This is a genomic window from Pseudomonas sp. NPDC087612 (assembly GCF_044743505.1).
In the GTDB taxonomy this organism is placed as follows: Bacteria; Pseudomonadota; Gammaproteobacteria; order Pseudomonadales; family Pseudomonadaceae; genus Aquipseudomonas.
Genome location: NZ_JBIUWO010000018.1, coordinates 18,593 through 44,797, shown reverse-complemented (window position 1 = coordinate 44,797; position 26,205 = coordinate 18,593). Strand labels below are relative to the sequence as shown.

Genomic DNA, 26,205 nt, shown 5'->3' with positions numbered 1-26,205 from the left:
CTCCTACTCGCCTCGCCCTGCAGCCGGGGCCACTCTAACGCCCGCGGCAAAAAGTCGAGAACACTGAGCACGATGCCTCGCGCTCGACGGCCTGGGCCCCGGCGTCGTAGCTGGAGTTCCACCGGCCACATGCGGCACTAATTGACGACGTGTCGGAGTTCACCGACTGAGTGCTGTACCTGGGATGGTGCAGGCTGCACAGGCATTGGGATATCAAGCCTCGCCGCACATTGTGGACTGCGCCGTCCTCGACGTACCGGAGAACCAGGTACGCGTGGTCATGGTGCTGACGCGCGCCAAGGCACCGCTGATGCAGCAATTCTCGCAGATACCAGATCAATAGACCGAAGATGAGCGACTCTTTCCCCGCTCACACTACACTCCGACAATCCGCTATGTTCAACGCGCGAGCACTAAACAGTCGAACGGGTTGAAGAACATAGTCAGGCAACAGGCAGCGCAACGTCTAAGGCCCTTGAGCGGTCAGTCAAAGCTCCAAAGCGCCCCTGAGCAATGCATCCAGTTTCAAACTAGCTCCAACGTTTCGCTGATCCAGAAGCGCGATCGGAATATCGTGCAGAACTGCAATCGAGTCAGGCAACCCGTCCCCAATCAATGCAAGTGGACAGGCAATGTCCATCTGTAAGGAACATAGCTTCTTCGCCAGTGCCGTGTTTACGGGCCCCTGGAGTGCGAGCACAAGTGCTGCAGGCTGGAGGGTCGCGCACAACAATGGCAGTTCCTCGAGCGGCTGCCCACTGCCTAACACCTCGATACGCCACCGCTCACTACTGAGAAGTAAGCCGTTGCTCAGCAAATCCAGCTCAGCGCTTCCTTCAATGCCGGCCAGTAACACACATGGGGCACCGAGTTGATTTAGTTGCAGACGTAGCAATAGGCGAGCTCGCAGAAAAGTATCGAGGAACAGCCATTGGCTACGCTGACCGAAAGCGCTGCCAGACAACAGACTGCGCCAGACCGGCATCAGCACATCGAGCAACACCGTAGCCTTGGGGTACAAGGTGAAAAGCTGACCATGAATGCCCTCGAGCGCCTGCCGGTCGAATGCTTTCGTCGCTAGTAGTACAGCAGCGCGCCAATGCTCAATGGAATCGGTCTGCGGCCCGGGCGGGCGGGCGACTTCGTCGTGCTGGCGTGCGAGCAACTCACCCACCTTGCTGATCGGCAAGCCACTACCGGTCCAGCGCAGTATGTCGCGTATGCGCTGTACATCCTGGGCCGTGTACAGGCGGTGCCCGCCTTCGGTGCGTTGGGGGCGAATCAAACCATGACGACGTTCCCAGGCGCGCAGGGTCACTGGATTTATGCCAGTCAAGTTGACGACATCGCGCATGGGCAGCAAATCGGTGGAGGTCGCTTCAGTCATCGCAAGTGATCATCAGGGCGGTTGCACATTCTAAACCCATACCAACCTTCTACGGCGATCGTTCTTCCATCATGATATCGACAACCGCACCTTAGCCTTCCAGCACAAAGGTCTACGCTGCGCATACCGAAAACGCTACTTGAGTGGGTGGGCCACATGATCGACGCAAAACTCTTGCAATTAATGGTCGAGAGCTCCAACGATGGCATCGTCGTCGCCGAGCAGGAAGGCGACGACAGCATCCTGATCTACACCAACCCTGCCTTCGAGCGCCTCACCGGCTACGCCACGGACGACATCCTCTATCAGGATTGCCGCTTCCTCCAGGGCCAGGACCACAACCAACCAGGTATCGCAGCCATCCGCGAGGCAATTCGCGAAGGGCGCCCGTGTTGCCAAGTGCTGCGCAACTATCGCAAGGATGGCAGCCTGTTCTGGAATGAGCTGTCTATCACCCCCGTACACAACGATGCCGATGAACTGACTTACTACATCGGCATCCAGCGTGATGTTACGGCACAGGTCTTCGCCGAAGAGCGGGTCCGCGAACTGGAGGCAGAGATAGTCGATTTGCGTCGACAACTCGCATCAGGCAACGGCTGACCTTGCAACAAATCTATACAGGGCCGTTGACTTGTATAGATTTATACGTAAGCTCCTCTTATATCTGTACAGAATTTCACTGTTGTACAGGATTTTCGGGAGCCTTGCATGTCCACTTATCTGCAGTATTTCGCGGAGCGCTTCTCCAGCCTTGATGGGCGGAGCCTCGATAGCCTCGAAAAACTGTATAGCGATAACGTAACGTTCCGTGATCCCTTGCATCAGATCGATGGCCTGGCAGCGCTTCGTCGCTACTTCACCGAGCTTTACGCCAACGCACAGGACATTCGTTACGTTATCGCCGGCGCGGACGAAGTTCAGCCGGGCCAGGGCTACCTGCGCTGGACGCTAGAGTTCCGCCACCCCCGACTCGCCAATGGCAGGCTGATCAGTCTGCAGGGCTGCAGTTTTCTCAAGTGGCAAGAGCGTGTTCACTTCCACCAGGACTACTTTGACGCAGGTGCACTGCTTTACGAGCACGTACCAGTCATGGGCGGCGCTATCCGCTTGCTCAAGGGCCGGCTGGTATGAGCCGTTGCTGGCTGACGGGGGCAAGTAGCGGAATCGGCGCTGCCCTTGCCGTCCAATTGCTGGACCAAGGGCACCGGGTTGCCTTGGGTACACGTGATGCCAACCGCTTATTGCACTTGATGCAACGATATCCGGGGCAGGTATTGGCGGCCGTCGGCGATGTCGATTGCGCTGAGCAGGTCTCCAGGATCACCGCACAGATCGAGCACACCTGGGGGGCGCTGGACCTGGTTATCCTCAATGCCGGAACGTGCGAATACCTCGAACCAGGACTCTTCGACCCGGCACTGGTCGAACGTGTGGTGCGCACCAACCTGTTTGGTGTAAGCCACTGTATTGCAGCGGCCCTCCCTTTGCTGCATCGCGGTGAGCGCCCGCACCTGGTCGTAATGGGCAGTGCGGTGACCTGGTTGTCGCTCCCTCGTGCCGGAGCCTATGGCGCCTCCAAGGCGGCCGTGCGCTACCTGGTGGAATCGCTTCGCTTCGACCTGATCAATGAAGGTATTGCCGTAACGCTGGTCAGCCCTGGATTCGTCGATACGCCGTTGACCCGTCGCAACGACTTCCCCATGCCTCAGTTGTGGACCACCGAGCGTGCCGCCGCACATATCACTGCACGCCTGCCGCGACGCCCGCTGGAAATTAACTTCCCCACTGCATTTACGCTGGGCCTGCGCGTGATCGGCGCCCTGCCGGTGCGCTGGCGACTGAAGCTTTGCCAGCGCCTGGTGCGTGCCCCAAAGGACTAAAACTCATGCGTATCGCCATCATCGGCACCGGCATCGCTGGACTAACCTGCAGCTACCTGCTGTCCCGCCGGCACGAGGTGACGGTATTTGAGGCCGCCGATTGGATCGGCGGCCATACCCATACAGTCGATGTGCAATGGCAAGGCCAGCGGTACGCGGTGGATACCGGGTTCATCGTGTTCAACGACTGGACCTACCCAAACTTCATCCGCTTGCTCGACCATCTAAAGGTTGCCTCGCAGCCCACGCAGATGAGCTTTTCAGTGCATGACCCACGTAGAGGTTTCGAATACAACGGCCATGGCTTGGACACGTTGTTCGCGCAGCGTCGTAACCTGGTGTCCCCCGGATTCTGGGGCATGCTGAAGGATATCCTGCGTTTTAACCGCGAGGTTCTGGCCGATCTGGACAACCAGCGCATTGATAGTGAAACGACCCTCGGTATCTACCTTAAGACACAGGGCTATGGGCAACGCTTCATCGACCATTACATCGTGCCCATGGGCTCGGCAATCTGGTCTATGTCACTTGCCGAAATGCTCGCTTTTCCCTTGCAGTTCTTTGTGCGCTTCTGCCGAAATCACGGCCTGTTATCGGTGAGCCACCGTCCGCAGTGGCGGGTGATCGAGGGCGGCTCACGCAGCTATGTGGCGCCGTTGTGCCGGCCCTTTGCCGAGCGCATCCGCTTGAACTGTCCGGTCAAGCGGGTCGAGCGTGACGAAGGCGGCGTAACCCTCTTCAGCGCGGCGGGCATGGAGCGTTTCGACAGCATTGTGTTTGCCTGCCATAGCGACCAGGCCCTGGCCCTGCTGGGAAGACCCAGCGTGGCCGAACGCTCGGTGTTGAGCGCCATCACCTATGCCAGCAATGACGTAGTGCTTCACACCGACACCCGACTGCTGCCGCGCCGGCGCAAGGCCTGGGCCAGTTGGAACTACCGCCTGGGCGGCGAGGAACAGGCCCCCGCGGCTCTGACCTACAACATGAGCATCCTTCAAGCAATCGAAGCGCCGGTAACGTTCTGCGTGAGCCTCAATCAGACCGCGCTGGTGGATCCCGCGCAGATTCTGGCCCGCTTCAAATACGCCCACCCCCAATACAGCCTCGCAGCATTGATAGCCCAGGCCCGCCACGGCGAACTACAGGGCAGGCAAAACAGTTACTACTGCGGAGCCTACTGGGGCAATGGCTTTCACGAGGACGGGGTGCTCAGCGCACTTAAAGTGGCCGAGCACTTTGGAGAGCGCCTGTGAACAGCAGTTTGTGCCAGGGCTGGGTCAGCCACCGCCGGATGGCCCCGCACCACCATGCATTCCGCTACCGGATCGGCTTGTTCTACCTGGATCTGGATGAGCAGGCCTGGCTAACAGGTCTCTCTCCCTGGCTGGGCCGGTCGCGGTTTGCGCCCCTGAGCTGGCGCGAAACCGATTACCTGCCGGGGCTGACCCGTGATGGAGAATCATTGGCGCAGGCCGCGCGTCTATTAGTGGAGCAAGCCACCGGACAGCGCCCCGAAGGTGCCGTGCAATTGCTCGCCCAACCACGCTGCTGGGGGCTGTCGTTCAACCCTGTGAGCTTCTATTTTTGCCATGACGTTGACGGGCACCTGGCAGCAATCCTGCTGGAGGTGCGTAACACACCTTGGCGCGAACGCTTTCACTACGTGCTGCCGGTACAGGAGGGTCAGGGACGCTCATTCGCCATGGCCAAAGCGTTCCACGTCTCGCCGTTCATGCCGCTGGATATGGATTATCGCCTGCATTTCTTCCTCGATGAGCAACGCGTGCGCATCCATATGGAGAACTGGCGTGCGGGGCACAAAGTGTTCGAGGCCGATCTAGCATTGCAACGCCAGCCGCTCAATCGCGCCACCTTGCATCGGCACATTTTGGCTTTTCCGTGGATGAGCCTACGCACCGTTTCATCCATCTATTGGCAAGCCTTGCGCCTCTTGCTCAAGCGCACCCCCATTCACGACCACACTGCCGGCCAGGGCAACCTAGTGCTCGGTAAACCTTGCAAGGACCCCGATCATGTCCAATCCCACTCTGAGCGTTAGCAAGTCAACAGGCATCACCCCATTCCTGGGCGGCCTCACCCGAAACACCGTGCTCGCTCAGTTACGGCGGTTGAGCCAAGGACATCTACGCGTGCTCAGCAAGGGTCAGCAGTGGAGCTTCGGCGACCCGGCGAGTCAGTTGCAAGCCGAGGTGGAGATCCTCGAAGACGCGACCTGGAACCTGATCGCCGGTAATGGCTCGATTGGTGCTGGGGAAGCGTATATCCACGGCTATTGGCGCAGTCCTGACCTAGCGGCTGTGACCCGTCTGTTCGTTGCCAACCTCGATGTCCTCGACGCCATGGAGGCAGGCCTGTCTCGACTCGGGCGCCCGGTCCTGCGCTTGCTGCACCGGCTCAACCGGAACAGCCGACGAGGCGCTCGACGCAACATTCTCGCCCATTACGACATGGGCAACGCCCTGTTCGAGCGTTTGCTCGACCCGACTATGATGTACTCCGCCGCACAGTTCGACAGTGCCGAACAGACCCTTGAAGCGGCCCAGCTGAACAAGCTGGAACGCATCTGCCAGAAGCTTGAGCTCAAACCCCACGAGCATCTTCTGGAGATTGGCAGCGGCTGGGGCAGCCTGGCCATCCATGCCGCTACCCGCCACGGCTGCCGCGTTACCACCACGACACTCTCCGACGCGCAGTACGCTTATACGTGCCAACGTGTGAAGGCGCTGGGCCTGGAGCAACGTATTACGGTGTTGCGCGAGGATTACCGTGATCTGCGCGGACGTTTCGATAAACTGGTATCGATCGAGATGATCGAGGCCGTCGGACACCGCTATCTACCCACCTATTTTCGCCAGTGTGAGTCGTTGCTCAAAGACGATGGCCTGATGCTGTTACAGGCCATCACCATTCGCGACCAGCGCTATGCACTGGCCCGCCGCTCGGTGGACTTCATCCAACGTTACATCTTCCCCGGAGGCGCGCTACCTTCGCTGAGCGTGATGCTCGAAACCGCTAGCCGCCAGACCGCGCTGAACCTGGTACACCTCGAAGACTTCGGTCTGGACTACGCGCGTACCCTACGTCATTGGCATGACAACTTGCGTCAAGCGCGGACGGTGCTGACGGAACTGGGCTACGACGACACCTTCCAGCGCTTGTGGGAGTTCTACCTGTGCTACTGCCAAGGCGGCTTTGAAGAGCGCGCGATCGGCGTGGCGCAGTTACTGTGGGCTACGCCGCGGGCTCGCCGGGCGCCATTGCCGGGCACGTAAAATTGGGCCGCGGGTGGATGATCGGCAATGCCCTTTGGCTTCAGGTCGGCTGGTGGGCATGCGTCTTGGGTGCACACGTTCAATGGCTTCTGCTCATTGTGCCGATCGGACTAGCTTTACACCTGCGCCTTTGTCAGGAGCGTAGCGCCGAAGTGCGTGCGCTTTTGCGCGTGGCACTTGCAGGGTGCTTGCTGGACACTCTGTTGGGCTCTGTGGGGGTGTTCAGCTTTGACCAGCGGCCCTTGCCTGTGTGGCTGGCATTACTGTGGCTGGTGTTAGCCAGCGGCTTGCGCCATAGCCTGGCTTGGACAGGACGCCCCTACTGGCGGGCGGCTCTGGTGGGCATGTTCAGTGGCCCGCTGGCATATCTGGCCGGTGCCAGGCTCACAGGTGTTGATCTGCCGATGGGGCACGTCGGCACAGGCCTGCTGCTAGCGCCGATCTGGGCGCTGGTCTTGCCCCTCGCCGTGCGGGTCGCGTCGTGGCGCTGAGCGGCGACAGCGCTCAGAACAGTAGCGAACGTGCTCCCAGCAGCGTGCCCAACGCTTGCGCCAGGTGAACGGCAAGCCACACACGACGCAGAACTTGCTCGGCAACAATCGCTTGTTCATATCGACTCCCCCGCATCCAGGTGTGCCAACAGCCTCTGGCCACGTAGCCACACCGCATCGCGCCGGGTCGACGACATGCCATCCAGACTGCGATAGACCAATGCCAGTCGAGGGTTTTTCGACAGTAACTGGCGATGACGGATGAGGAAATGCCAATAGAGTGCATTAAACGGACAAGCGTCCTCCTCCACGGCGTGTTCGACTTTGTAGCTGCAAGATTTGCAATGGTCGGACATGCGCTGAATATAACGACCGCTGGCGCAATAGGGCTTCGAGCCAAGGTAACCACCATCTGCATGCATCACCATGCCCAGTGTATTGGGCAGCTCGACCCAGTCGAAGGCATCCATGTACACGGCCAGGTACCATTCGCATATCGCGGGCGGCGCGATGCCGGCCAGTAACGCGAAATTACCGGTGACCATCAGTCGCTGGATATGATGCGCGTAGCCCAACTCCAGGGTCTGATCAATCACCTGGGCCATGCAGCGCATGCCGGTCTGCCCCGTCCAATAAAATTCGGGCAGCGATCGGTCGTTGCCCAAGTAATTCAGCGCCGCGTATTCGGGCATGCGTAGCCAGTAGATACCCCGCACAAACTCGCGCCAACCGATCAACTGGCGGATAAAGCCTTCGGCGGCGTTGAGCGGTACCCTCCCCTCGCGCCAGGCTCGGTCGACATCGTCACACAGCCGGCGCACATCCAGCAGGCCGATATTCAGTGCTGCACTGATGCGTGCATGAAAAAGGTATGGTTCGCCCTCAGCCATCGCATCCTGATAGTCACCGAAGGCCGCAAGACTGAACTCAAGAAAGTGCTCCCAGAGCTGCTGTGCTTGGTCATGAGTGACCGGGTAGTCAAAGGTATCGACTGCACCATAATGGTCGGCAAAACGCTCACGTACTAATGTCACCACCGCCGCTGTGATCGCATCATGAGCAAATTGTGCGGGAATTGGCCCGCGCAGACCACGCGGCAGTGGCTTACGGTTGTCGCCATCAAAATTCCAGGCACCTCCGGCAGGGCTTCCTTCAGGTTCCAGCAGCAGGCCACAACGCTTGCGCATTCCCCGATAGAAGTGCTCCATTCGCAAGTGCTTGCGGCCAGCGGACCAACGCGCGAAGGCTTCGCGCGAACATAGAAAGCGGGTGTCACGATGCCACACAAGCGGCAACCCGGCATCACGTAACGCCTGTTCTAGCCGCCACTCGCCACATTCGGTTACATGCACCTCGTCTGCATGCAGTAACGCCTGCCACCGCTGTAGCTCCCCGGCGATACTACCGCTGTTGCCCGGCGTATCCAGTTGTTGGTAGTGCACATTCCAGCCTCGCTCGCGCAGGGCCTGAGCGAAATGGCGCATTGCGCTGAGTATCAGCACAATCTTCTGCGGATGATGCGGCACATAGCGTGCTTCACCCTCGACCTCAGCCATCAGCAGAACGTCGCGTGCCGGGTCCAGGGCGCGCAGCACCGCCAGGTCAAAAGACAGCTGATCGCCCAGCACCAAACCCAGGCGCCTCCCCTGCGCTACCACTGGCTGGTTAGCGTAAACGGCACCCGCAGCGGGGCAACAGGACCGCCGCGCTGGCCGCATATTTCCTCGTGCACCAAATACTGCACCAGCATGCACGGCACTGGAGGCACATCGGCCAGAAATTGCCGGAGCTCGGTGGTCGAGCGCAGGCGCAAAACTTCGCCGTTCGCGTCGCACAAGGAATAGGGCCCGGTGTCGGTCAACACGCGCAACACGTTAAAGCCCCCTTCAAGTAACAGAACTTCAAGCTCATTGATATCGCGAGCGCTCGCCGACTTGATCAGCTGCTTCAGGTTCATGGTGTGCCCTCCGGCAAGCGGCGGAAGAACAAGGTTATCTGCCCAATCTCCACACCGAGTTTGCTCATGCTCGAGCGGTTTAGGAGGGTGTCATCGTCCATCAGGTACATCCAGTCATCCAGGTCCACCTCCCAGTGCCGCCCATCAACAGGCAGGTCCAGGCGGTAGCGCCAGCGCAACGTATTACCCGCTACTTCACCGATGGCCTCGCCAATCACGTCACCAGCGGTGCCGCGCCAGCGACTGGGGCCGTCCGGGGTTAGGGTCCAGGTTCTCTGCTGGCGCGTACCGTCGCTGTACAGAAAATGCTCGTCGAGGATCAGTCGTTCGCCCTCGCGGCGGCTGTCGATACGCACATGGAAGCGCTTGACTACCGCCCCCGAGCGCTTTTGGAACATGCCCCAGGCCTGCACCGGCCGCGAGAAAAACTCCACCAGGTTGAGGCGTGGATGCTCCCCAGCGTAGCGCTCAACGCCGACGTTTCCGCAACTACCTAGTAGCAAGCAGCCGATCAACAGAAGCACTTTGTACATATTTCAGTCTCCTCGGTCGCTCCCGGCCAGCCCGAGCAGGCGCTGGCGCAATTGTGGATCACGGGCCCGCGGATCAACCCAAATGGCGAAGAAAGCACGGGCGAAGGCCGGGTCGGCCACTTCAAGGCTGAGTTGGCCATCGACATAGAATCGGCAACCTTGCCCCGGTAGGTACAGACCGGTGATGCGCATGCCCGGGCGCACATCCACAAACGCTTCCTGCATCGCTTTTGACCATCGCTTCACGGTTTCCCTCGCCATTGGACGGTCAGCTAGGCGCTGCATTTCATCAATGCTGGCCTGCACCAACGTTTCCCGGGTCAATGCCCGGTGGTAGATCAGCTCGAGGGCGAACGGCTCATTCCAGCTCCATGCAGCACCGGCGCTCCACAGGCGGGCGGTGTAAAGACGCAGGCCGAACCAGGTGAATTCGCCGCTGCCGACCACGCGCGCCTCTGAAAGCGAAGGCCTCCAGTCTGACAATGCAGGCTGTGTGATCGTCATAAGAAAGGCCAAGGCGAATAGGCTGAGTGCTGAGGTTCTGCTTGCCATGTGCGGGACACCGGGAAGAGAAAATACTGTACAAGTATATTTTAATGTACAGTTTTGAGTACAAATATCGAAGGTGATGATCAATTTCGTATGACCCGGGGGTTAATACCGCGGCAACATCTTGCCGGGAGAGCAATATGACGCTGATCACCAATCTAGCTGTGGCAGCAAACACTCTTGTCTGCGGCGCCAGCGAAGGCATCGGTCTTGCGCTTTGCTCACAATTGCTAGCGCGTGATGACGTTAGGCAGGTGTTTGCTGTCTCGCGTCAGGCTAACCACAGCGCGGGTCTGGAGGCGTTGGCCCGGCAACATGGCCGGCGTTTGATACGCATCAATTGCGACGCCCGCTACGAAAAGTCGCTGGAGAAACTGACTCGTCATATCGGCGCAACTTGCGAGTGTTTGCATCTAGTGATCAGCACACTGGGCGTGCTGCACGACGCTCCAGCACGGGCGGAAAAAAAACTTGCGCAGTTAGACTTAGCAAGCCTGCAGGCCAGTTTCGTCACCAACAGCTTTGCCCCCATCTTACTGCTTAAACACCTCTTCCCGCTGCTGCTGCATCAGCCTACGACCTTCGCCGCGCTTTCGGCGAGAGTCGGCTCAATCAGCGACAACCGTCTGGGTGGCTGGTACAGCTACCGGGCCAGCAAGGCGGCGCTCAACCAACTGTTGCGCACCGCCAGTATCGAACTGAAGCGGCTGAACCCCGCGTCGACGGTGCTGGCGCTACACCCCGGCACGACGGCTACCCGCCTTTCTCAACCGTTCCAGGCCAATGTACCGCCAGACAAACTGTTCGCGCCTGCGTTTGCCGCGCAGTGCATCCTCGAACTAATCGCTCGGCACGGGCCAGCTCACAGCGGCACTTTCTGGGCATGGGACCATCAGCCGGTCGCCTGGTGAACCTCCCTGCCTTTGTCACAGCAGAAAGCGTTGCATGAAACCTACCAGCATCCAGTTTGCCAACAGGGCCTGAAATTAGAGTAGGAGCGCGATTTAGGTTGCAGTTATGACTATCAATCTCGCTCTAACGTTTCATCCAGCTTGGACCCGGAGCAGACAACTACAACCAAGCCTGGAGGGACCATCAGATTACTTTCACGGCACGGCCGATGAATTGCACCGGTCCTGTGGGTTTGCCAGTCTTCGATCCAGTGGGACTTTCCAGCGTCAGTTCAAAGAGCTGGTTGGGCTCCAGCGGTGGCAGTTTATCTAGAGGAACAGAAAGTGTTTGTCCAGGTGTGACCAATCCAAGAGATACCGGTCCTTGCCAGTCGTCGGCTTTGGTCCAGAACTCAAGTGCTTTGTCGGCAGGGACTTGCGTGCCCCCCAAAGGTATCAGTTGGATTTCCCGTGGACTGCTCGCCTGAATCACCCAGCCGGGCGTCTGATTTTGTGGCGCCACCAGAACGACCAGGTAGGTGATCGGTTTCATCTGAGCGGTTTGGGTCAGGAGTGCGGTTGCGAGCAACAGCGATGCGACAAGACCTGTCGCCGCCAGCCCACGCCATAGTGCAAGACGGTTCCACCATGAGTTCGGCTGTGCGGCGGCCGTTGCTCGTGGTGCTTGTCGCTCAATGCTGTTCACGCTGCGCTCGATACGCTCCCAGAGGCGTGGCGTAGGCGATTGCGCTTCAACCAGTTCAGTCAACGGGTATAAGCGCTGCTCCCAAGCATCTACAGCGGATCGTAGTTCAGTGTCTTGGGCCAGACGCTTTTGTACTTCGATGCGCTGCTCGGCCTGCAGCGTGCCCAGAACATACTCACTGGCCAGCGCGTCGATGTCGTCCGGGCTTTGATCTTGAGGGGTCTCGGTCATCCCATGCACTCCCGCAATGCCACCAGACTGCGTTTGATCCAGGCTTTGACCGTCCCCAGTGGTGTACCCAGTTTCTGTGCGATTTGTGCATGCGAATAGCCGTCGACATACGCATGAAGTATGCAGGTGCGCCGCGCCGGCTCCAGTTGCTCAAGGCAGGTATAAATGCGCCCTGAATGGCCGTGATAATCGAAGGTTTGCGCAGTCTCTAGCGATGCCTCCATGGAGGCTGAAGCGTGCAACGCCGTTTCGCTCTGCTCACTGACCTGTACTTCCCTGGCGCCATTACGCATGAAATTAAGCGCCAGGTGCCGCGTCACGCTGAAAATCCAGCCACGTGCTGAGCCTCTTGCCGGGTTGAAACTGGCGGCACGGGTCCAGATCCTGATAAAGGCATCGTGCACGATGTCTTCGGCCAGAACGTTGTCACGCGCAATGCGCCTGGCGACACCCAAAAGCCGAGGACTTTCCTGCTCATATAAATCCCGTAGTGCCTGCTGGTCGCCTCTGGCGCAGGCAATCAGGCAGGATTCATAGTCAAAACCGGGCTCGGGCAAGGACAATTTTTCCGCCGTCAGCAAGGGGTAGCCCCCAGCCGTATAGCTGGAGTTCGATCAGAGCAGCGTAGACGACTTTGTGCGCTGTCAGGCTGCTCTGAATCGCTGGCTTAATTGGCTGTCCAGAAAATATAGTCAGCCTGATATTTGACCATCTCTTGTTTGCCCTTGTTTGCGGCGGAGCATTCGCTACTGGGGGCTACGCCGCCTTTGACGGCCACCCGCTGGATATAGCTGACACCGTTCATCGCGCCTTTGCCTTCAGCTGGGTTGGCCTTGACCAACTGATAAGGGAGGTCACCGGTGCTTGAAGGGGCAACAGACAGTTGCGTCCCGGTGACTTTGGAGCCGTCTTTGGCTTGCCAGGTGGCAGGCGGTCCAAAGTAGGTGCCGATCTGTTTGCCGCTACGATCATTGAGCACCGCCTTGGGCCCGACAAACACCCATTCGGTCTGGCCGGCGGCGTTGGCTTTGTCGCGGCATTCATAAGTGATTTCGCCCACGCCTACGGCTTCCAGTACGGTCTTGTGGCCGTCCGGAACCTTGATGCTGTCGGGCAGATTTGCCTGTCCATAGGCCGCAGGGATCATGAGTGACAAACAGGTGACAGCGAGCGTAGTACTGGTCATGCAGAGGAATCGTATGGCGTTCATGTAAGCCTCTCCAGAAGGATAATCAGCTCAGCAGCGCGATGGCTACTACCTGTACTACCCGCTGGAGGTCGATCTGGATGCAGTTACATTAGAAATATCATTACAACTAACGCCGTAGAGCAAGTCCTTGATCGCTTGCCGGTGTGAGTGTCAGCTCTTGGATTGGGGGCAGCAGATTCTGACCGGATACAGGATCGCGTGGTCTTCACGTTTGCCCTCTCCAGTACCCCAATTTCCCGCTGCTGCAAAGCGGGCTTGAATATCTTGCCCACGGCAGTCAGTGGCAACGCTTCGAGGAATTCAATTCGTTTGGGAACTGCTGCCCGCTCGCTGATGTTGACCCAGACACCGCCAGCAATCAAAGCGCCGGCTTTAAGCAGGTCCCGCCGGCCAAACCGGGTTGAGGTGTACGACATGGCGGCAGCTCTAGGGGCACGTTGCAATACGTCTCGCCGTCGCCCAGCCAGAGTTCAGATCTGGCGGGGCGACGCTGACAGGTGAAGCGAGCGGCCCTTGCTCAGGTGACTAAGCAATCGGGGCATCAGGTAACTGGCGTCTGCACCCACGCCCCTGAGTGTTGCCGAAGCGAAGTTCCTTTGTTGAGGCAAGCCCACGAAGTACAGGCCTGGCACCTGGCTGGCCACACCGTTATGCTGCAGCACACGCCCACTCCGGTCTGCGACCGGGAGGCCCGTCAGGAAATCTAGGTTTGGCTGGAAGCCCGTCGCAAAAATCAGCGCATCGACCTGAGTAGTGCTTCTGTCCGGCCAGACAACAGAATCGGGTAGCACTTGCTGGAACATGGCCCTGCGCTGGAATAGACCGGCGTTGAGAGCCTTCCGGTACTTACCGGTATCGAGCACGGGCGTGCTCTGGTCACTCAACCATCGTGTTTGCTCCAGCTTGGTGAATTTCAGCCAGGTATGAAAATCGAGTCCGAGGATTCGCTGCGGGAAGAAACGGATTTTCTCGCGGGTTGCCAGCACTACCTCGGCGACGCCTGCAAGCTCATAAGCGATCTGGACAGCTGAGTTCGCGGCTCCAACCACTACGACGCGCTGGCCAGTAAAGGGCTCTGGCGTTCGATATGCTGAGCTATGCAGACATGTCCCTGAGAAGCCCTCCAACCCAGGAACGCTGGGCGTGAACGGCCGGCTAAATCCTCCCGATGCTACGACCACAGAACGTGCGGTGAGGATCGCTCCGGTGTCGCAGCGAACCTCAAACACCTTTTCCTTCTGCGCTACGCCCACCACTCGGATGCCGCCCTGAAAAGGCAGTCGAAACTCGGCAGCATAGGCTTCCAGGTACTGCACCACCTCGTCTCGTAGCGGATAGCTCTTGGGGTCACCAGGAAACGGCAGCCCTGGCAACGCCGAGTATTCCGCCGGGGAGAACAGCTGCAGGCTGTCGTAGTAGTTCCGCCAGTTCCCGCCAGGAGATGCCTGCTCATCCAAGATGAGGAATTCCAAGCCGCGCTGCTGCAAGTGCCAGCCAGTCGCCAAACCTGCTTGCCCACCACCGATGACAACCACATCCAAAGTACGACTCAATTCATTCATATGTGCACACTCATGCATATATCAGGAGAAAAAAGCCACGCTACGGGCAGCACAGCGAAACCAGACCCTTGGTTCGCTGGAGGAGGCCCTCCAAACGCTCGACGATCGCCCCGCCATTCACTTCATAGAAAACCTGTCTGCCCACTTTGGTGGCTTTCACGATGTGAGCGTCGTGCAGCACCTGTAAGTGCCTTGAGATCACAGAGCGCTCCTGCGGCAAAGCTTTGGCGATTTCGCCGACATCCGCCCTCCCTAACTGAAGCACGCGCTTGAACACCGCGACCCTAGAGGGTTCGCAGAGGGCTTTGAAGAAGGCTTCATCCAGCGACTCAATGGCAGCATCGATGGCTTGGGCGCGGAGATTGTCAGGAGTCGTCATGAGAGCAATATATGTGCATGAAGACGCACATGTAAAGCCACCCATCATCGCAAGCTTGCGATACATTTGGAAAATCGTATATTTGGAAAACCATATACACGCAGAGTATCTAGTGATGACTGGCAAGATCCGCGTCCTGTTTGTTTGCACCGCCAACGCTGCTCGCTCCCAACTCGCCGAAGCATTGCTCCGACACACAGACCCTGTGCGCTTCGAGGCTTTCAGCGCAGGTACTCAGCCTGGCGAAGTCGACCCGCGAACCTATGCCGCCCTTGAGCACCTCGCCATCGACTCCAGCGCCCTGCGTAGCAAATCCATCGACGAGTTCGCCGGTGAACACTTCGACTACGTCATTACCCTCTGTGACAAGGCCGCCCAGGAATGCCAAGCGCTTCCGGCTTTTGGCGAGCAGCTGGTATGGAACTTCGAAGACCCTGTCACCAGCGACAAACACGATGCCTTCCGCCACACGCTTCACGAGATTCATGAGCGCATCAAGATGTTCGTCCTCGTGAAAACCAAGCACTGAGAACCGCTATGACTGACTCGCTGACCCCTACCAAGGTTTTCAAATGCCTCGCCGACGAAACCCGCATTCGGATGATGTTGCTGATCGCTCGCGAGGAAGAGCTCTGCGTCTGTGAACTGACCTGTGCGCTGGAAGAAAGCCAGCCCAAGGTTTCCCGCCACCTGGCGCAATTGCGCACGTGTGACCTGCTGGAAGACCGCCGGCAGGGTCAATGGGTTTACTACCGGCTACATCCCGAGCTGCCCGCCTGGGTACGCGAAGTCCTGGCAACGACGCTGGAGGCCAACCGCGAATGGCTGAGCACCAGCTCCAAACGACTGGACACCATGGGTGACCGCCCACAGCGCGTGGCCTCCTGCTGCTGATCACTGCCGAGAAAAGCCGATGAAAGTTCTGTTCCTCTGCACCGCCAATAGCTGCCGCAGCATCCTGTCTGAAGCCGTGTTCAACCACCTGGCCCCGACCGGTATGAAGGCCTTCAGCACCGGCAGCCAGCCCAAGGGCGAGGTGCATCCGTTGTCCATCGCCGCGTTGCAGCGCGCCGGTATTTCCACCGATGGTCTCAGCAGCAAGTCCAGTGATTCACACGCCGAGCTTGCCCCGGACTTTGTCATCACCGTCTGCGACAAGGCCGCTGGCGAAGCATGCCCGGTGTTCTTCGGGCCAGCAGTAAAAGCTCATTGGGGGCTTTCCGATCCGTCCGACCTGCAAGGTAGCGCCGCCGAACTGGACGAGGCTTTCGACGCCACGCTTGAACACATCAAGCGCCGCATTACGGCATTTCTCGCATTGCCTTTCGAACAACTGGATGCCGCCCAGCTCAAGGCCGAGCTGGCACGCATCGGAACGCTCTGACGTTAAGGGAGATTCACCATGAGCAAGAGCCGCCTTTCATTCCTCGATCGCTACCTAACGGTCTGGATCTTTTTGGCCATGGGCCTTGGCATTGGCCTCGGCAGTCTCTTCCAGGGACTGCCTGCATGGCTGAACAGCCTGTCGGTTGGCTCGACAAACATCCCCATTGCCATTGGCCTGATCGTCATGATGTACCCGCCATTGGCGAAGGTGAAATACGAGGAGCTACCACAGGTCTTCAAAGACAAGCGCATCCTCGCCTTGTCGCTGATTCAGAATTGGGTGATTGGCCCGGTGCTGATGTTCGGGTTGGCTGTCGTATTCCTCTCCGACAAGCCCGAGTACATGACCGGCCTAATCCTCATCGGCTTGGCACGCTGCATCGCCATGGTGCTGGTGTGGAACCAGATTGCAGGCGGCAACAACCAATACGTTGCGGGCTTGGTCGCCTTCAACAGCATCTTCCAAATTCTGTTCTTCAGCGTGTATGCCTGGATCTTCCTGGGCCTTCTGCCGCCGCTGTTCGGGCTGGAAGGTAGCATCATCGAAACCAGCTTCATCGAAATTGCCCAATCGGTACTGATCTATCTGGGTATCCCATTCCTGGCTGGCTTCCTGACCCGCAAGATCCTGATCAGCCGTAAGGGCTCCGCGTGGTACGAGGAGCGCTTCATTCCGAAGATCAGCCCGCTGACGCTCGTGGCGTTGCTGCTGACCATCGTCGCTATGTTCAGCCTGAAAGGCGACATGGTGCTGCAACTGCCTCTGGATGTGCTGCGCATAGCCATCCCGCTAACCATCTACTTCGTGGTGATGTTCTTCATCAGCTTCTGGATGGGCAAGCTGCTGGAGGCCGACTACCCACGCACCACCGCGCTGGCATTTACCGCTGCCAGTAACAACTTCGAACTGGCCATTGCCGTGGCCATTGCCACTTTTGGCCTTGCCTCGCCGGTAGCATTTGCCACCGTCATCGGGCCTTTGGTGGAAGTACCGGTACTGATCTCCCTGGTCGGCGTTGCCTTGTGGCTCAAGCGTCGCTGGTTCGATCAGCCATCTGGTGCCTTGTCCCAGGAGTGAAATCATGACCGAACACCATATCCCCAACATCGACAGTGATCTGATCGATCTGCCGTCTTCCGAAAAGCTGGCTATCGAGCAGCAGTCCACTCACAAACCGCGCATCCTGCTGCTGTATGGATCGACCCGAGAGCGCTCTTTCAGCCGCCTTCTGACCGAGGAAGCAGCCCGCCTGCTGGAGCACTTCGGTGCCGAGACGCGGATCTTCAATCCGTCGGGCCTGCCGCTGCCGGATGACGTACCCGACGACCACCCCATGGTCAAAGAGCTGCGCGACCTGGTGCTCTGGTCGGAAGGCATGGTCTGGTGTTCACCAGAACGCCACGGTGCGATGACCGGCGTGTTCAAGTCGCAGATCGACTGGATTCCGCTGAGCATGGGTGCAGTGCGGCCGACGCAGGGCAAAACCCTCGCGGTGATGCAGGTCTGCGGTGGCTCGCAGTCATTCAACGTGGTCAACCAACTACGCGTGCTTGGCCGCTGGATGCGCATGTTCACCATCCCTAACCAGTCGTCAGTGCCGAAGGCCTATCTGGAGTTCGACGAGACGGGCCGCATGAAGCCCTCTGCGTACTACGACCGTGTCGTCGACGTGATGGAGGAGCTGGTGAAATTCACCCTGCTTCTGCGTGATCGCGCCGACTATATGGTCGATCGCTACTCCGAACGCAAAGAGTCGGCTGAAGAACTATCGAAGCGCGTCAATCAACGCTCCATCTGAGGCTTTTGAGCATGCAACTGCACCCGTATTCCGTGCTGACTACTCCACAGTTGATCGGCCAACTGATCTTCACCCCGTGCCCTGGTACCAATGACACGCCGGTCTCCCAGGCTCTGGCAACACTGCGCGATGCCGGCGCGAGCGCACTGGTAACCCTGATGCCGGATGAAGAGCTGTTGCAGAACGAGGTCGATCTACTGCCTGAGGAATGCCAGCTGCTGGGCCTTGAATGGTTCCACCTGCCGGTGGAGGATGATCAGGCTCCCGGCGAGCCCTTTGCTGCCGCCTGGGAAACCCATCGGGAGCGCCTAAAAGAGCTGGTGATGGCTGGCAAATCGATCGCTATTCACTGCAAGGGTGGCTCGGGCCGTACCGGCTTGTTCGCAGCCCGCCTGATGATCGAGTGCGGTATCCCTGTGCACGAGGCCATCGCTCAGGTTCAGGCCCTGCGCCCGCGAGCGATTCAAAACCCTGCACACGTCAGCTACATCAATCAGTTCACCAGTACCCTCTGACCGCTCGCGAACCGCGACTCGAGAACAAGAAAATGGCAATCAAAGTAGGCATCAATGGGTTTGGACGTATCGGTCGCTTGGCGCTGCGCGCGTCCTGGGACTGGCCGGAATTCGAATTCGTACAGATCAATGACCCGGCCGGGGACGCTGAGACCCACGCCCACCTGATCAACTTCGACTCGATCCACGGACGCTGGCACCGCGAAGCAGGTGCAGAAGGCGACTCGGTGGTGATCGATGGCAAACACATCAAGGTCACAGCGAACAAGACCATCGCCGACACCGACTGGTCGGGCTGCGACCTGGTCATCGAGGCCAGCGGCAAGATGAAGTCGGTAGCCGTGCTCCAGGCCTACCTGGATCAGGGCGTCAAACGCGTGGTGGTCTGTGCCCCGGTGAAGGAAAAAGGCGCACTGAACGTGGTGATGGGCGTAAACCAGCACCTGTTCGACCCGGCCCAGCACCGCATTGTCACCGCCGCTTCCTGCACCACCAACTGCCTGGCTCCGGTGGTCAAAGTGATTCACGAGAACCTGGGCATCCGCCACGGCTCGATCACCACCATCCACGACCTGACCAATACCCAGAGCATCCTCGATACCCCGCACAAGGACCTGCGCCGCGCCCGTGCCTCAGGCATGAGCCTGATCCCGACCACCACCGGTTCGGCCACAGCGATCGCCGAGATCTTCCCCGAACTGCGCGGCAAGCTGAATGGTCACGCCGTGCGCGTACCGCTGGCCAACGCCTCGCTGACCGACTGCGTGTTCGAGGTGGCGCGTGAAACCACGGCTGAAGAGGTCAACTTGCTGCTGAAGGCGGCTGCCGAAGGCCCGCTGAAGGACATCCTGGGTTACGAAGAACGCCCACTGGTGTCCATCGACTACCGCACCGATCCGCGGTCTTCGATCATCGATGCGCTGTCGACCCTGGTGGTCAACGGCACCCAGGTGAAGATCTACGCCTGGTACGACAACGAGTGGGGCTACGCCAATCGTGCAGCGGAGCTGGCCCGACTGGTCGGCACGGCGGAGTAAACGGCGATCATGAAGGCGTTGTCAGCCCTGTCTACGGAAGTGCGTCAGTACCTGCTGGTTACCGGCAATTACTGGGCCTTCACCCTCACCGACGGCGCGTTGCGCATGTTGGTGGTTTTGCACTTCCATACACTTGGCTACACGCCGCTGCAGATCGCAGCGCTGTTCCTGTTTTACGAAATTTTCGGCGTGATCACCAACCTGGTGGGCGGCTACCTCGGCGCCCGCCTGGGTCTCAATCGCACCATGAACATCGGCCTGGGCATGCAGGTCCTGGCCTTGCTGATGCTCACGGTACCGGCGGCCTGGCTGACGGTGCCTTGGGTGATGGGAGCCCAAGCGTTGTCCGGCATCGCCAAGGACCTCAACAAGATGAGTGCCAAGAGCTCGATCAAGCTCCTGGTTCCGGATAGCCAGCAAGGTACCCTCTACAAGTGGGTGGCCATCCTCACAGGCTCGAAAAACGCGCTCAAAGGCGTGGGCTTTTTCCTTGGCGGTGCGCTGCTTGCGCTGCTCGGCTTCACCATGGCGGTACTGGCGATGGCGGCGGCGCTGGCATTGATCTGGATAGGCAGCTTGCTGCTGCTGAAAAAGGACCTGGGCAAGGCCAAAGCCAAACCGAAATTCCGCGACATACTGTCCAAGAGCCGGGCAATCAACACTCTCTCAGCCGCACGCCTGTTTCTCTTCGGTGCCCGTGACGTCTGGTTCGTCGTAGCGCTGCCGGTGTACCTGAGCAGCGTATTTGGCTGGGACTTCTGGCTGGTCGGTGGCTTTCTTGCCGCCTGGATCATCGGCTATGGCATCGTGCAGTCTTTTGCCCCCAGCATCACCGGCAAGCAGCGTGGCCATGTGCCAGACGGCCGAGCATCCTTCACCTGGGCTATCGCGCTGGCCGGACTGCCAGCACTCATTGCTCTGGGGCTGAGCGCAGGCTGGTCGGGTCAGGTGGTATTGCTTGGTGGGCTGATGCTGTTCGGCGTGCTGTTTGCCGTGAATTCATCGCTGCACAGCTACCTGATCGTTAGCTATGCCAAGGAAGACGGGGTCTCACTGGACGTGGGCTTCTACTACATGTCCAACGCTCTGGGACGACTGCTCGGCACCCTGCTTTCCGGCTGGGTGTTCCAAACTTATGGCCTGGAGGCTTGCTTGTGGGTATCGAGCGGTTTTGTATTGGCTGCCGCTCTCATCTCAATCGCCTTGCCCAGGCACGGCGACACCACACAGCAGCCAAGCTGACCAGCGACCATCAGGCGGGAGCTCTCGTACCTCCGCCTTTCCCAGCAATTGCTCAATCTCAGCGACAGTACTGCGGGCTCTACGGGTAACCCCTACCAAAATCGCCGACACCGAACCCGCCCACTCGCCATAGCCCACCAGCCATAGTCTGTGTTCGTTCACAGCGCGAGCCCCCTCGACGGCCACTCGCCCTTCCTCGGTAATCATCCGAAGGCTGGCTAAGTGCCCTAAAGCCGGTTTAAATCTGGTGCACCAGATCACCGCATCGACTGCCGTCTCCGAACCATCGGCACAGACCACACTGTTGTCCACGGAATAACTCGGCAACAGGATACGCGGGAATATGGGGGTCGCACCAGGTGCCCGTGTCACTGACCACGGCTTTGGCATCCCATTGCCCCTGCCCCTGCTATCTGATCAAGGCAGTATAGGATTCAACCAATTGGGGAGCCCATTCCCTGCTGCGGAACAGTCAAATCAGCTCCAACCTCCAGCGGCTGCTATCGGCCAGAAGCGGACATTTGATGCGCCCAATAATGAGAGCGCGAGTTAGATAACAGTCTTTGGCGGGCCGTAGGCGGCCATTCAACTCCCGGGCTGAAGATCTGACCCATGCTCCTGCGAAGCGGGCACTTATGCCTGCTTTTACGCAAAATTTACGGAAGACCGAGGTTGAGCATAGGATACTGCACGGCTATCATTTCGTAGGCTAACCGTATGTCTCTCGCAGCAATGCGGCTTGTCGGCTTCATCTTGGGCGTTTTCCTGATCACTCTGGCAGTAAGCATGGTTATTCCCATGGTTACGTTGGTAGTGTATGAGCGAGTCGATGAGCTCGGCGCCTTTCTGTGGTCGAGCCTGATTACGTTGGTCTGTGGGCTGGCGCTTATTGGGCGCAGGCATCCAGAAACATCACAGCTGCGCCCAAGGGATATGTATTTCTTGACAACGGCGAGCTGGGTTGTGGTTTGCGCCTTTGCAGCTCTACCGATGGTGTTCATCCACCACATCAGTTACACCGACGCGTTTTTTGAAACGATGTCAGGGATCACAACGACAGGCTCGACCGTCCTCACTGGCTTGGATACCGCATCTCCCGGCCTGCTGATGTGGCGCTCCATGCTTCACTGGTTGGGAGGCATAGGCTTCATCGGCATGGCTGTCGCTATCCTTCCGATGTTGCGAGTCGGTGGCATGCGCCTGTTCCAGACAGAGTCTTCTGACTGGTCGGAGAAAGTTACGCCGCGATCCCATGTGGCAGCCAAATACATCCTTGCACTCTACCTGGGGCTCACGGGTGCTGGAGCACTAGCACTCTGGTTCGTTGGAATGACACCGTTCGAAGCGATCAACCACGCAATGTCGTTGATTTCTACGGGTGGATTCTCAACGTCGGACGCCTCACTCGGGCATTGGACGCAGCCTGCGATTCATTGGGTTGCAGTGGTCGTCATGATCTTGGGTAGCCTGCCCTTCACCTTATACGTCGCGACATTGCGCGGTAATCGGCGTGCGTTACTGATGGATCACCAAGTACGCGGGTTTCTCGGGTTCTTGACTGTCACTTCGCTGGCTGTGGGTACGTGGTTATGCTTTCACAGCGAATACGACTGGTGGGACGCCGTTCGGATCGTGGCGGTCAACGTGACTTCCGTCGTGACGACCACCGGAATTGCGGTCGGTGACTACACACTGTGGGGTAGTTTTGCCGTTCTGTTGTTCTTCTACCTAACCTTTGTCGGAGGGTGCTCAGGCTCGACGGCTGGCGGTCTTAAAATCTTCCGCTTCCAAGTGGCTGCCGTCCTGCTCGTCAGTAACTTGAAGCAACTGATTCATCCACGCGCGGTCATTCAGAAAAAATACAATGGACACCCCATTGACGAGGAGATCGTGCGTTCGCTTTTGACTTTCTCGTTTTTCTTCACCATCACCATTGCCCTGATTGCGCTAGGACTGGCGCTGATCGGGCTGGACTGGACGACTGCTCTGAGTGGTGCCGCCACTGCTGTGTGCAACGTTGGGCCAGGCGTGGGCACAATTATCGGGCCTGCCGGTAACTTCTCATCATTACCTGATGCAGCAAAGTGGCTGCTGACCATTGGTATGCTCCTGGGACGGCTGGAAATCCTGACGGTGCTAGTGATGGTAACCCCGGTGTTCTGGAGGTATTAGCTGCCCACTGCAAAGGGCAGCTATGGGTCGAAAGCGGTCTGTCGCGAATGGCAGCTTTCGACCCATAGCAGCCATTCGCGAAGGGCGACTATCGGCCAGAAGTAGTCATTCGCACACGTATATTCAGAGCCCATGATTGCGACTGCATGGGCAACAAACGGATTGTGTGGGCGCGTTATGCAGGTCCGCCCCCAAGGCTAATCCACAATGAACAACTTCGCCCCGGTGGTGGTGGATGACCGATGTCCCTCTGCATTGTTACCCACCTGATAACTCATGCCCGGTGTCAGCGTGAACTGACGACCATCCTCCAGTTCTGTATGCAACTGACCCTCCAGGCACAGCAGGATGTGCCCCCTCCAACACCAATGATCGGCCAAGTATCCAGGGCTATACTCGACCATCCGCACACGTGCAGAACCAAACTGACAAGTACGCCAATAGGCTGTGCCTGTCTGGCCGGCATGCGCCACTGGTTCAATCGTTAACCAGTCGGTGGTACCGAATGGGATTGCAGCAAGATCCATAGTTACCTCAGCGAAATATAGTAAATGCAGACCGTATCAATCTGGCGATGGTGCCGATAGGCACAGACGGCCCGCATTTATGGGATACAGGCGCTGCAAAAACCGGAAGGCTAGTTGCCCCGCCCTCCTCCAAACGACCACTCATCGCTGGCCGTAGTGGAAATCACCACCATGACATCCTCCGCTTTCAGTCCCGTCGCCCGCTCCAATTTCTCGACCAGATCACGGTAAAAACGCTGTTTGGTCTCAACATTTCGAGGACGGCCTGCGGTAATCGCGATTAGCACAAAGTCATGGCTACGCGGCCCGCCCAAGTAGTGAGGATCAAATATCAGCTCGCCGATCTCATGCTGGTGAATGGCCTGGAAGCGATCACTCTTCGGCACTTCGAAACTCTCGACCAAGGCGTCGTGTAAACCCTCAGACAGTGCCTGTAAATACTCGACCGACTTCCCGCGGTGTAGTGAAATTCGTGCAAACGGCATCGACGATTACTCCTGACGTATTGGAAGGCAAGCCTGTAGCTCACTGAGAAAATTCAGCGCCGAGACCGCTGTCGGCCAACCTGAGTAAAACGCCAGATGGGCTATGACTTCGGCCAATTCGTCAACACACAAGCCGTTATCCAATGCACGTTTCAAGTCAAATGGAAGTTGCTCCAGACGGTACATCGCCACCATCGCGACCACCGTCGCCAGACTGCATTCACGGGGCTTCAATTCCGTACGCGTCCACATGTCGCCAAACAATACGTTGTCGTTCAGCTCGGTAAATTTCTGCGGGTATCTGTTCTGGTGCTCCCGCCCAGTGTCCATCGATGCACTCATGTTCTTTTTCCCCTGATGTACCAATTGACGGGGGAAAACTATCAAGTCGCGACAACTCCGAATATCAGATTTAATAGCACCAATCATCCCAAATTAGTGGACAATTGAATGCGTCGCCCAACCTTTGATCTTGACGTATTGCGCACCTTCGTCACAGGCGTGGAGTTCAACAGCTTCGCCAAAGCGGCGGATCGCCTTGGTCGATCGACGTCCGCCGTGAGCGCCCAGTTGAAAAAACTCGAGGAGCAGGTCGGCACGCCGGTACTGACTAAATCCGGTCGCGGACTGGCTTTGACCCCCACTGGAGAAACACTACTCAGCCATGCCCGCCGGTTGCTGGAGCTGAACGACGGTATTTTCCAGACCCTGCATGAAAGCCAAACCGCCGGGACCGCACGCCTTGGGCTTCAAGAGGACTTTGGGGAACATTTCCTGAGCGATATCCTGCGACGCTTCGTCCAGACTTACCCGAGGGTGAATCTCGAAGTCAGGATCGCCCGTAACGCCGAACTGCTTGCTCTGGTCGAAAGCGCCGATCTGGACCTGGCCCTGACCTGGGACACCGAGCACCTGTCGCCCTACGCCACACGTCTGGGCGAAACACAAATGCACTGGATCGGGGCCCGCGATATGCCATTGCTGGCGGCCCTTGATGATTCATCGTTGCCATTGATCATGTTCGACGCACCTTGCGTATTGCGCAGCGCCGCCACCCAGGCGCTGGATGCCGCGCAAATACCTTGGCGGATCGCGCTGACCAGCCCCAGCGTCGGCGGTATCTGGGCAGCCGTCGCCGCCGGATTGGGCCTGACGCTGCGAACCCGCATCGGGCTGCCGAGCTATCTCACCGTTGTTTCTGGACTACCCCCCGTGCCAAGCCTTGGCTATGTGCTTCACAGCAATGGCGACGCCCCATCACCAGTTGCCCAAAAATTGGCCGCACTAATCAAAACGAGCCTGCAACAACAGGCGTATCGTTTCACGATTACGAAATAATCGAAGGCACCCAAAGGTTCAATTCGAATGATGGCTTTGGGTCGGTTAGCGCCTCTAGATTGGGCTGACCATCCTTGTCTTCCCTCACATGGAGGACAAGCCATGAACACCATTACTACCAGCAGCCAGCAGCCTTGGAACAAAGGAAAATTGGTCGGGCAGAAAGCCCCGCTCCGACTGAAAGATATCTGGGCTATTCGGGTAAGGCTTCAAATCGCGGAGGAAACTCGTGATTTGGCTCTCTTCAATCTGGCCATCGACAGCAAGCTGCGAGCCTGCGATCTGACCAAGCTTCGCGTACGCGACGTTGCTCATGGGGAGCTCGTGTTATCGCTAGCAATAGTGATGCAGCAGAAAACCCAGCGACCCGTGCAGTTTGAGATTACAGAGCAAACACGGCCCGCCCTAGAGGCCTGGATACATCAAGCCCATCTCCATAACGAGGATTGCCTTTTTCCAAGCCGGTTACACGCCTCAGTGCATCTCTCCACCCGGCAGTACACCCGAATCGGGCGACCGTAACCGCCTGCTCTCGGCCAAGAGCTGACGATCAGCACTGATAGCAATCGCGAATAATACTCCGGCTTGTGCTTGCTGCCAGGCAACCTGGTGCTGGGAGATACCGAATGAGTA

At 58.4% G+C, this 26,205-nt stretch carries 32 protein-coding genes and 2 pseudogenes; 19 read left to right on the top strand and 15 right to left on the bottom strand.

What is annotated here, in order from left to right; translation table 11 throughout:
* Window positions 1-487: 487 nt before the first annotated feature.
* Window positions 488-1,387, bottom strand: a complete 900-nt coding sequence (locus ACIOVF_RS27315) for a MerR family transcriptional regulator (RefSeq protein ID WP_258610661.1) — start codon at window positions 1,385-1,387, stop codon at window positions 488-490.
* Window positions 1,388-1,543: 156 nt separating this feature from the next.
* Here ACIOVF_RS27315 and ACIOVF_RS27310 point away from each other — a divergent pair, with 156 nt between their 5' ends.
* From ACIOVF_RS27310 to ACIOVF_RS27280, 7 genes are all read left to right on the top strand, one after another.
* Entirely contained in the window at window positions 1,544-1,990 is a 447-nt protein-coding gene (locus ACIOVF_RS27310; protein WP_115089621.1) for a PAS domain-containing protein, read from the top strand.
* Window positions 1,991-2,098: 108 nt separating this feature from the next.
* Window positions 2,099-2,521 (top strand): nuclear transport factor 2 family protein, encoded by a 423-nt coding sequence (locus ACIOVF_RS27305; RefSeq protein WP_195884044.1) that lies wholly within the window; start codon window positions 2,099-2,101, stop codon window positions 2,519-2,521.
* Window positions 2,518-3,270, top strand: a complete 753-nt coding sequence (locus ACIOVF_RS27300; RefSeq protein WP_195884043.1) for an SDR family NAD(P)-dependent oxidoreductase — start codon at window positions 2,518-2,520, stop codon at window positions 3,268-3,270. The genes ACIOVF_RS27305 and ACIOVF_RS27300 overlap by 4 nt, the downstream gene beginning before the upstream one ends.
* A gap of 5 nt (window positions 3,271-3,275) precedes the next feature.
* On the top strand, window positions 3,276-4,523 hold the full coding sequence (locus tag ACIOVF_RS27295; protein ID WP_401293964.1) for an NAD(P)/FAD-dependent oxidoreductase: 1,248 nt from the start codon (window positions 3,276-3,278) through the stop codon (window positions 4,521-4,523).
* Window positions 4,520-5,329: a DUF1365 domain-containing protein gene (locus ACIOVF_RS27290; RefSeq protein ID WP_115089617.1), complete on the top strand. Its 810-nt coding sequence runs from the start codon at window positions 4,520-4,522 to the stop codon at window positions 5,327-5,329. Before ACIOVF_RS27295 ends, ACIOVF_RS27290 begins: the two co-directional genes overlap by 4 nt.
* Window positions 5,304-6,563 carry a class I SAM-dependent methyltransferase gene (locus ACIOVF_RS27285; protein ID WP_401293961.1) on the top strand — a complete coding sequence of 420 codons (1,260 nt, stop codon included), beginning with the start codon at window positions 5,304-5,306 and terminating at the stop codon, window positions 6,561-6,563. The genes ACIOVF_RS27290 and ACIOVF_RS27285 overlap by 26 nt, the downstream gene beginning before the upstream one ends.
* A 17-nt stretch (window positions 6,564-6,580) precedes the next feature.
* Window positions 6,581-7,054: a DUF2878 domain-containing protein gene (locus ACIOVF_RS27280; RefSeq protein WP_401293958.1), complete on the top strand. Its 474-nt coding sequence runs from the start codon at window positions 6,581-6,583 to the stop codon at window positions 7,052-7,054.
* On the opposite strand, the gene ACIOVF_RS27275 is transcribed toward ACIOVF_RS27280, so the two are convergent.
* From ACIOVF_RS27275 to ACIOVF_RS27255, 5 genes are read right to left on the bottom strand one after another with little or no spacing between them, the layout of a single operon-like run.
* Window positions 6,995-7,174: a DUF2256 domain-containing protein gene (locus tag ACIOVF_RS27275; RefSeq protein ID WP_115089615.1), complete on the bottom strand. Its 180-nt coding sequence runs from the start codon at window positions 7,172-7,174 to the stop codon at window positions 6,995-6,997. The two genes, ACIOVF_RS27280 and ACIOVF_RS27275, sit on opposite strands and share 60 nt — an antisense overlap.
* A complete protein-coding gene (locus ACIOVF_RS27270) occupies window positions 7,171-8,685 on the bottom strand; it encodes a cryptochrome/photolyase family protein (RefSeq protein WP_401293954.1) in 1,515 nt (504 codons plus the stop codon). Before ACIOVF_RS27270 ends, ACIOVF_RS27275 begins: the two co-directional genes overlap by 4 nt.
* Window positions 8,686-8,705: 20 nt before the next feature.
* On the bottom strand, window positions 8,706-9,011 hold the full coding sequence (locus ACIOVF_RS27265; RefSeq protein WP_195884039.1) for a DUF6482 family protein: 306 nt from the start codon (window positions 9,009-9,011) through the stop codon (window positions 8,706-8,708).
* Window positions 9,008-9,544, bottom strand: a complete 537-nt coding sequence (locus ACIOVF_RS27260) for a DUF3833 domain-containing protein (RefSeq protein ID WP_258610657.1) — start codon at window positions 9,542-9,544, stop codon at window positions 9,008-9,010. Before ACIOVF_RS27260 ends, ACIOVF_RS27265 begins: the two co-directional genes overlap by 4 nt.
* Window positions 9,545-9,547: 3 nt before the next feature.
* Window positions 9,548-10,096 (bottom strand): chalcone isomerase family protein, encoded by a 549-nt coding sequence (locus ACIOVF_RS27255; protein WP_401293950.1) that lies wholly within the window; start codon window positions 10,094-10,096, stop codon window positions 9,548-9,550.
* A 137-nt stretch (window positions 10,097-10,233) separates the two neighbouring features.
* On the opposite strand from ACIOVF_RS27255, the gene ACIOVF_RS27250 reads away from it, so the two are divergent.
* On the top strand, window positions 10,234-11,004 hold the full coding sequence (locus ACIOVF_RS27250) for an SDR family NAD(P)-dependent oxidoreductase (RefSeq protein WP_115089611.1): 771 nt from the start codon (window positions 10,234-10,236) through the stop codon (window positions 11,002-11,004).
* A gap of 184 nt (window positions 11,005-11,188) precedes the next feature.
* On the opposite strand, the gene ACIOVF_RS27245 is transcribed toward ACIOVF_RS27250, so the two are convergent.
* The 6 genes and pseudogenes from ACIOVF_RS27245 to ACIOVF_RS27220 all read right to left on the bottom strand — a co-directional run bounded on the left by ACIOVF_RS27245 (window position 11,189) and on the right by ACIOVF_RS27220 (window position 15,071).
* Window positions 11,189-11,920 carry an anti-sigma factor domain-containing protein gene (locus ACIOVF_RS27245; protein WP_258610656.1) on the bottom strand — a complete coding sequence of 244 codons (732 nt, stop codon included), beginning with the start codon at window positions 11,918-11,920 and terminating at the stop codon, window positions 11,189-11,191.
* Window positions 11,917-12,477 carry a sigma-70 family RNA polymerase sigma factor gene (locus tag ACIOVF_RS27240; protein WP_195885995.1) on the bottom strand — a complete coding sequence of 187 codons (561 nt, stop codon included), beginning with the start codon at window positions 12,475-12,477 and terminating at the stop codon, window positions 11,917-11,919. The genes ACIOVF_RS27245 and ACIOVF_RS27240 overlap by 4 nt, the downstream gene beginning before the upstream one ends.
* A gap of 110 nt (window positions 12,478-12,587) precedes the next feature.
* A complete protein-coding gene (locus ACIOVF_RS27235) occupies window positions 12,588-13,130 on the bottom strand; it encodes a DUF3455 domain-containing protein (RefSeq protein WP_203583940.1) in 543 nt (180 codons plus the stop codon).
* Window positions 13,131-13,333: 203 nt separating this feature from the next.
* A pseudogene (locus ACIOVF_RS27230) lies at window positions 13,334-13,471 on the bottom strand (hypothetical protein); the annotation flags it as partial.
* A 129-nt stretch (window positions 13,472-13,600) separates the two neighbouring features.
* Complete coding sequence (locus ACIOVF_RS27225; RefSeq protein ID WP_258610655.1) at window positions 13,601-14,692, bottom strand: NAD(P)/FAD-dependent oxidoreductase; 1,092 nt, start codon at window positions 14,690-14,692, stop codon at window positions 13,601-13,603.
* A 40-nt stretch (window positions 14,693-14,732) separates the two neighbouring features.
* Complete coding sequence (locus tag ACIOVF_RS27220) at window positions 14,733-15,071, bottom strand: helix-turn-helix transcriptional regulator (protein ID WP_115089606.1); 339 nt, start codon at window positions 15,069-15,071, stop codon at window positions 14,733-14,735.
* 115 nt (window positions 15,072-15,186) lie between these two features.
* Between ACIOVF_RS27220 and ACIOVF_RS27215 the strand changes: the two genes are divergently transcribed.
* From ACIOVF_RS27215 to ACIOVF_RS27175, 9 genes are all read left to right on the top strand, one after another.
* A complete protein-coding gene (locus tag ACIOVF_RS27215) occupies window positions 15,187-15,600 on the top strand; it encodes an arsenate reductase ArsC (protein WP_401293944.1) in 414 nt (137 codons plus the stop codon).
* Window positions 15,601-15,608: 8 nt separating this feature from the next.
* Complete coding sequence (locus ACIOVF_RS27210; RefSeq protein WP_028944961.1) at window positions 15,609-15,965, top strand: metalloregulator ArsR/SmtB family transcription factor; 357 nt, start codon at window positions 15,609-15,611, stop codon at window positions 15,963-15,965.
* Between the two features lie 19 nt (window positions 15,966-15,984).
* Window positions 15,985-16,455: an arsenate reductase ArsC gene (locus tag ACIOVF_RS27205; RefSeq protein WP_195884033.1), complete on the top strand. Its 471-nt coding sequence runs from the start codon at window positions 15,985-15,987 to the stop codon at window positions 16,453-16,455.
* An 18-nt stretch (window positions 16,456-16,473) separates the two neighbouring features.
* Window positions 16,474-17,535, top strand: a complete 1,062-nt coding sequence (arsB, locus tag ACIOVF_RS27200; protein ID WP_075046325.1) for an ACR3 family arsenite efflux transporter — start codon at window positions 16,474-16,476, stop codon at window positions 17,533-17,535.
* Between the two features lie 4 nt (window positions 17,536-17,539).
* Complete coding sequence (gene arsH / locus ACIOVF_RS27195) at window positions 17,540-18,256, top strand: arsenical resistance protein ArsH (protein ID WP_258610654.1); 717 nt, start codon at window positions 17,540-17,542, stop codon at window positions 18,254-18,256.
* 11 nt (window positions 18,257-18,267) lie between these two features.
* A complete protein-coding gene (locus tag ACIOVF_RS27190) occupies window positions 18,268-18,771 on the top strand; it encodes a cyclin-dependent kinase inhibitor 3 family protein (protein ID WP_401293939.1) in 504 nt (167 codons plus the stop codon).
* 32 nt (window positions 18,772-18,803) lie between these two features.
* Entirely contained in the window at window positions 18,804-19,808 is a 1,005-nt protein-coding gene (locus ACIOVF_RS27185) for an ArsJ-associated glyceraldehyde-3-phosphate dehydrogenase (protein WP_115089603.1), read from the top strand.
* A gap of 9 nt (window positions 19,809-19,817) precedes the next feature.
* Window positions 19,818-21,050: an organoarsenical effux MFS transporter ArsJ gene (gene arsJ, locus ACIOVF_RS27180; protein WP_115089602.1), complete on the top strand. Its 1,233-nt coding sequence runs from the start codon at window positions 19,818-19,820 to the stop codon at window positions 21,048-21,050.
* Window positions 21,051-21,767: 717 nt separating this feature from the next.
* The gene (locus ACIOVF_RS27175) at window positions 21,768-23,222 is read left to right on the top strand and encodes a TrkH family potassium uptake protein (protein WP_258610652.1); all 1,455 of its coding nucleotides are present in this window, start codon (window positions 21,768-21,770) and stop codon (window positions 23,220-23,222) included.
* A 197-nt stretch (window positions 23,223-23,419) separates the two neighbouring features.
* On the opposite strand, the gene ACIOVF_RS27170 is transcribed toward ACIOVF_RS27175, so the two are convergent.
* The 3 genes from ACIOVF_RS27170 to ACIOVF_RS27160 all read right to left on the bottom strand — a co-directional run bounded on the left by ACIOVF_RS27170 (window position 23,420) and on the right by ACIOVF_RS27160 (window position 24,576).
* Window positions 23,420-23,749, bottom strand: coding sequence for a DHCW motif cupin fold protein (locus ACIOVF_RS27170; protein ID WP_195884028.1), 330 nt, complete (start codon window positions 23,747-23,749; stop codon window positions 23,420-23,422).
* A 110-nt stretch (window positions 23,750-23,859) separates the two neighbouring features.
* On the bottom strand, window positions 23,860-24,234 hold the full coding sequence (locus tag ACIOVF_RS27165) for a tautomerase family protein (RefSeq protein ID WP_195884027.1): 375 nt from the start codon (window positions 24,232-24,234) through the stop codon (window positions 23,860-23,862).
* Between the two features lie 6 nt (window positions 24,235-24,240).
* Window positions 24,241-24,576, bottom strand: coding sequence for a carboxymuconolactone decarboxylase family protein (locus tag ACIOVF_RS27160; RefSeq protein ID WP_195884026.1), 336 nt, complete (start codon window positions 24,574-24,576; stop codon window positions 24,241-24,243).
* 108 nt (window positions 24,577-24,684) lie between these two features.
* Here ACIOVF_RS27160 and ACIOVF_RS27155 point away from each other — a divergent pair, with 108 nt between their 5' ends.
* The gene (locus ACIOVF_RS27155) at window positions 24,685-25,572 is read left to right on the top strand and encodes a LysR substrate-binding domain-containing protein (RefSeq protein WP_401293932.1); all 888 of its coding nucleotides are present in this window, start codon (window positions 24,685-24,687) and stop codon (window positions 25,570-25,572) included.
* Between the two features lie 102 nt (window positions 25,573-25,674).
* Window positions 25,675-26,082, top strand: a pseudogene (locus tag ACIOVF_RS27150) (tyrosine-type recombinase/integrase); the annotation flags it as partial.
* Window positions 26,083-26,205 lie beyond the last annotated feature (123 nt).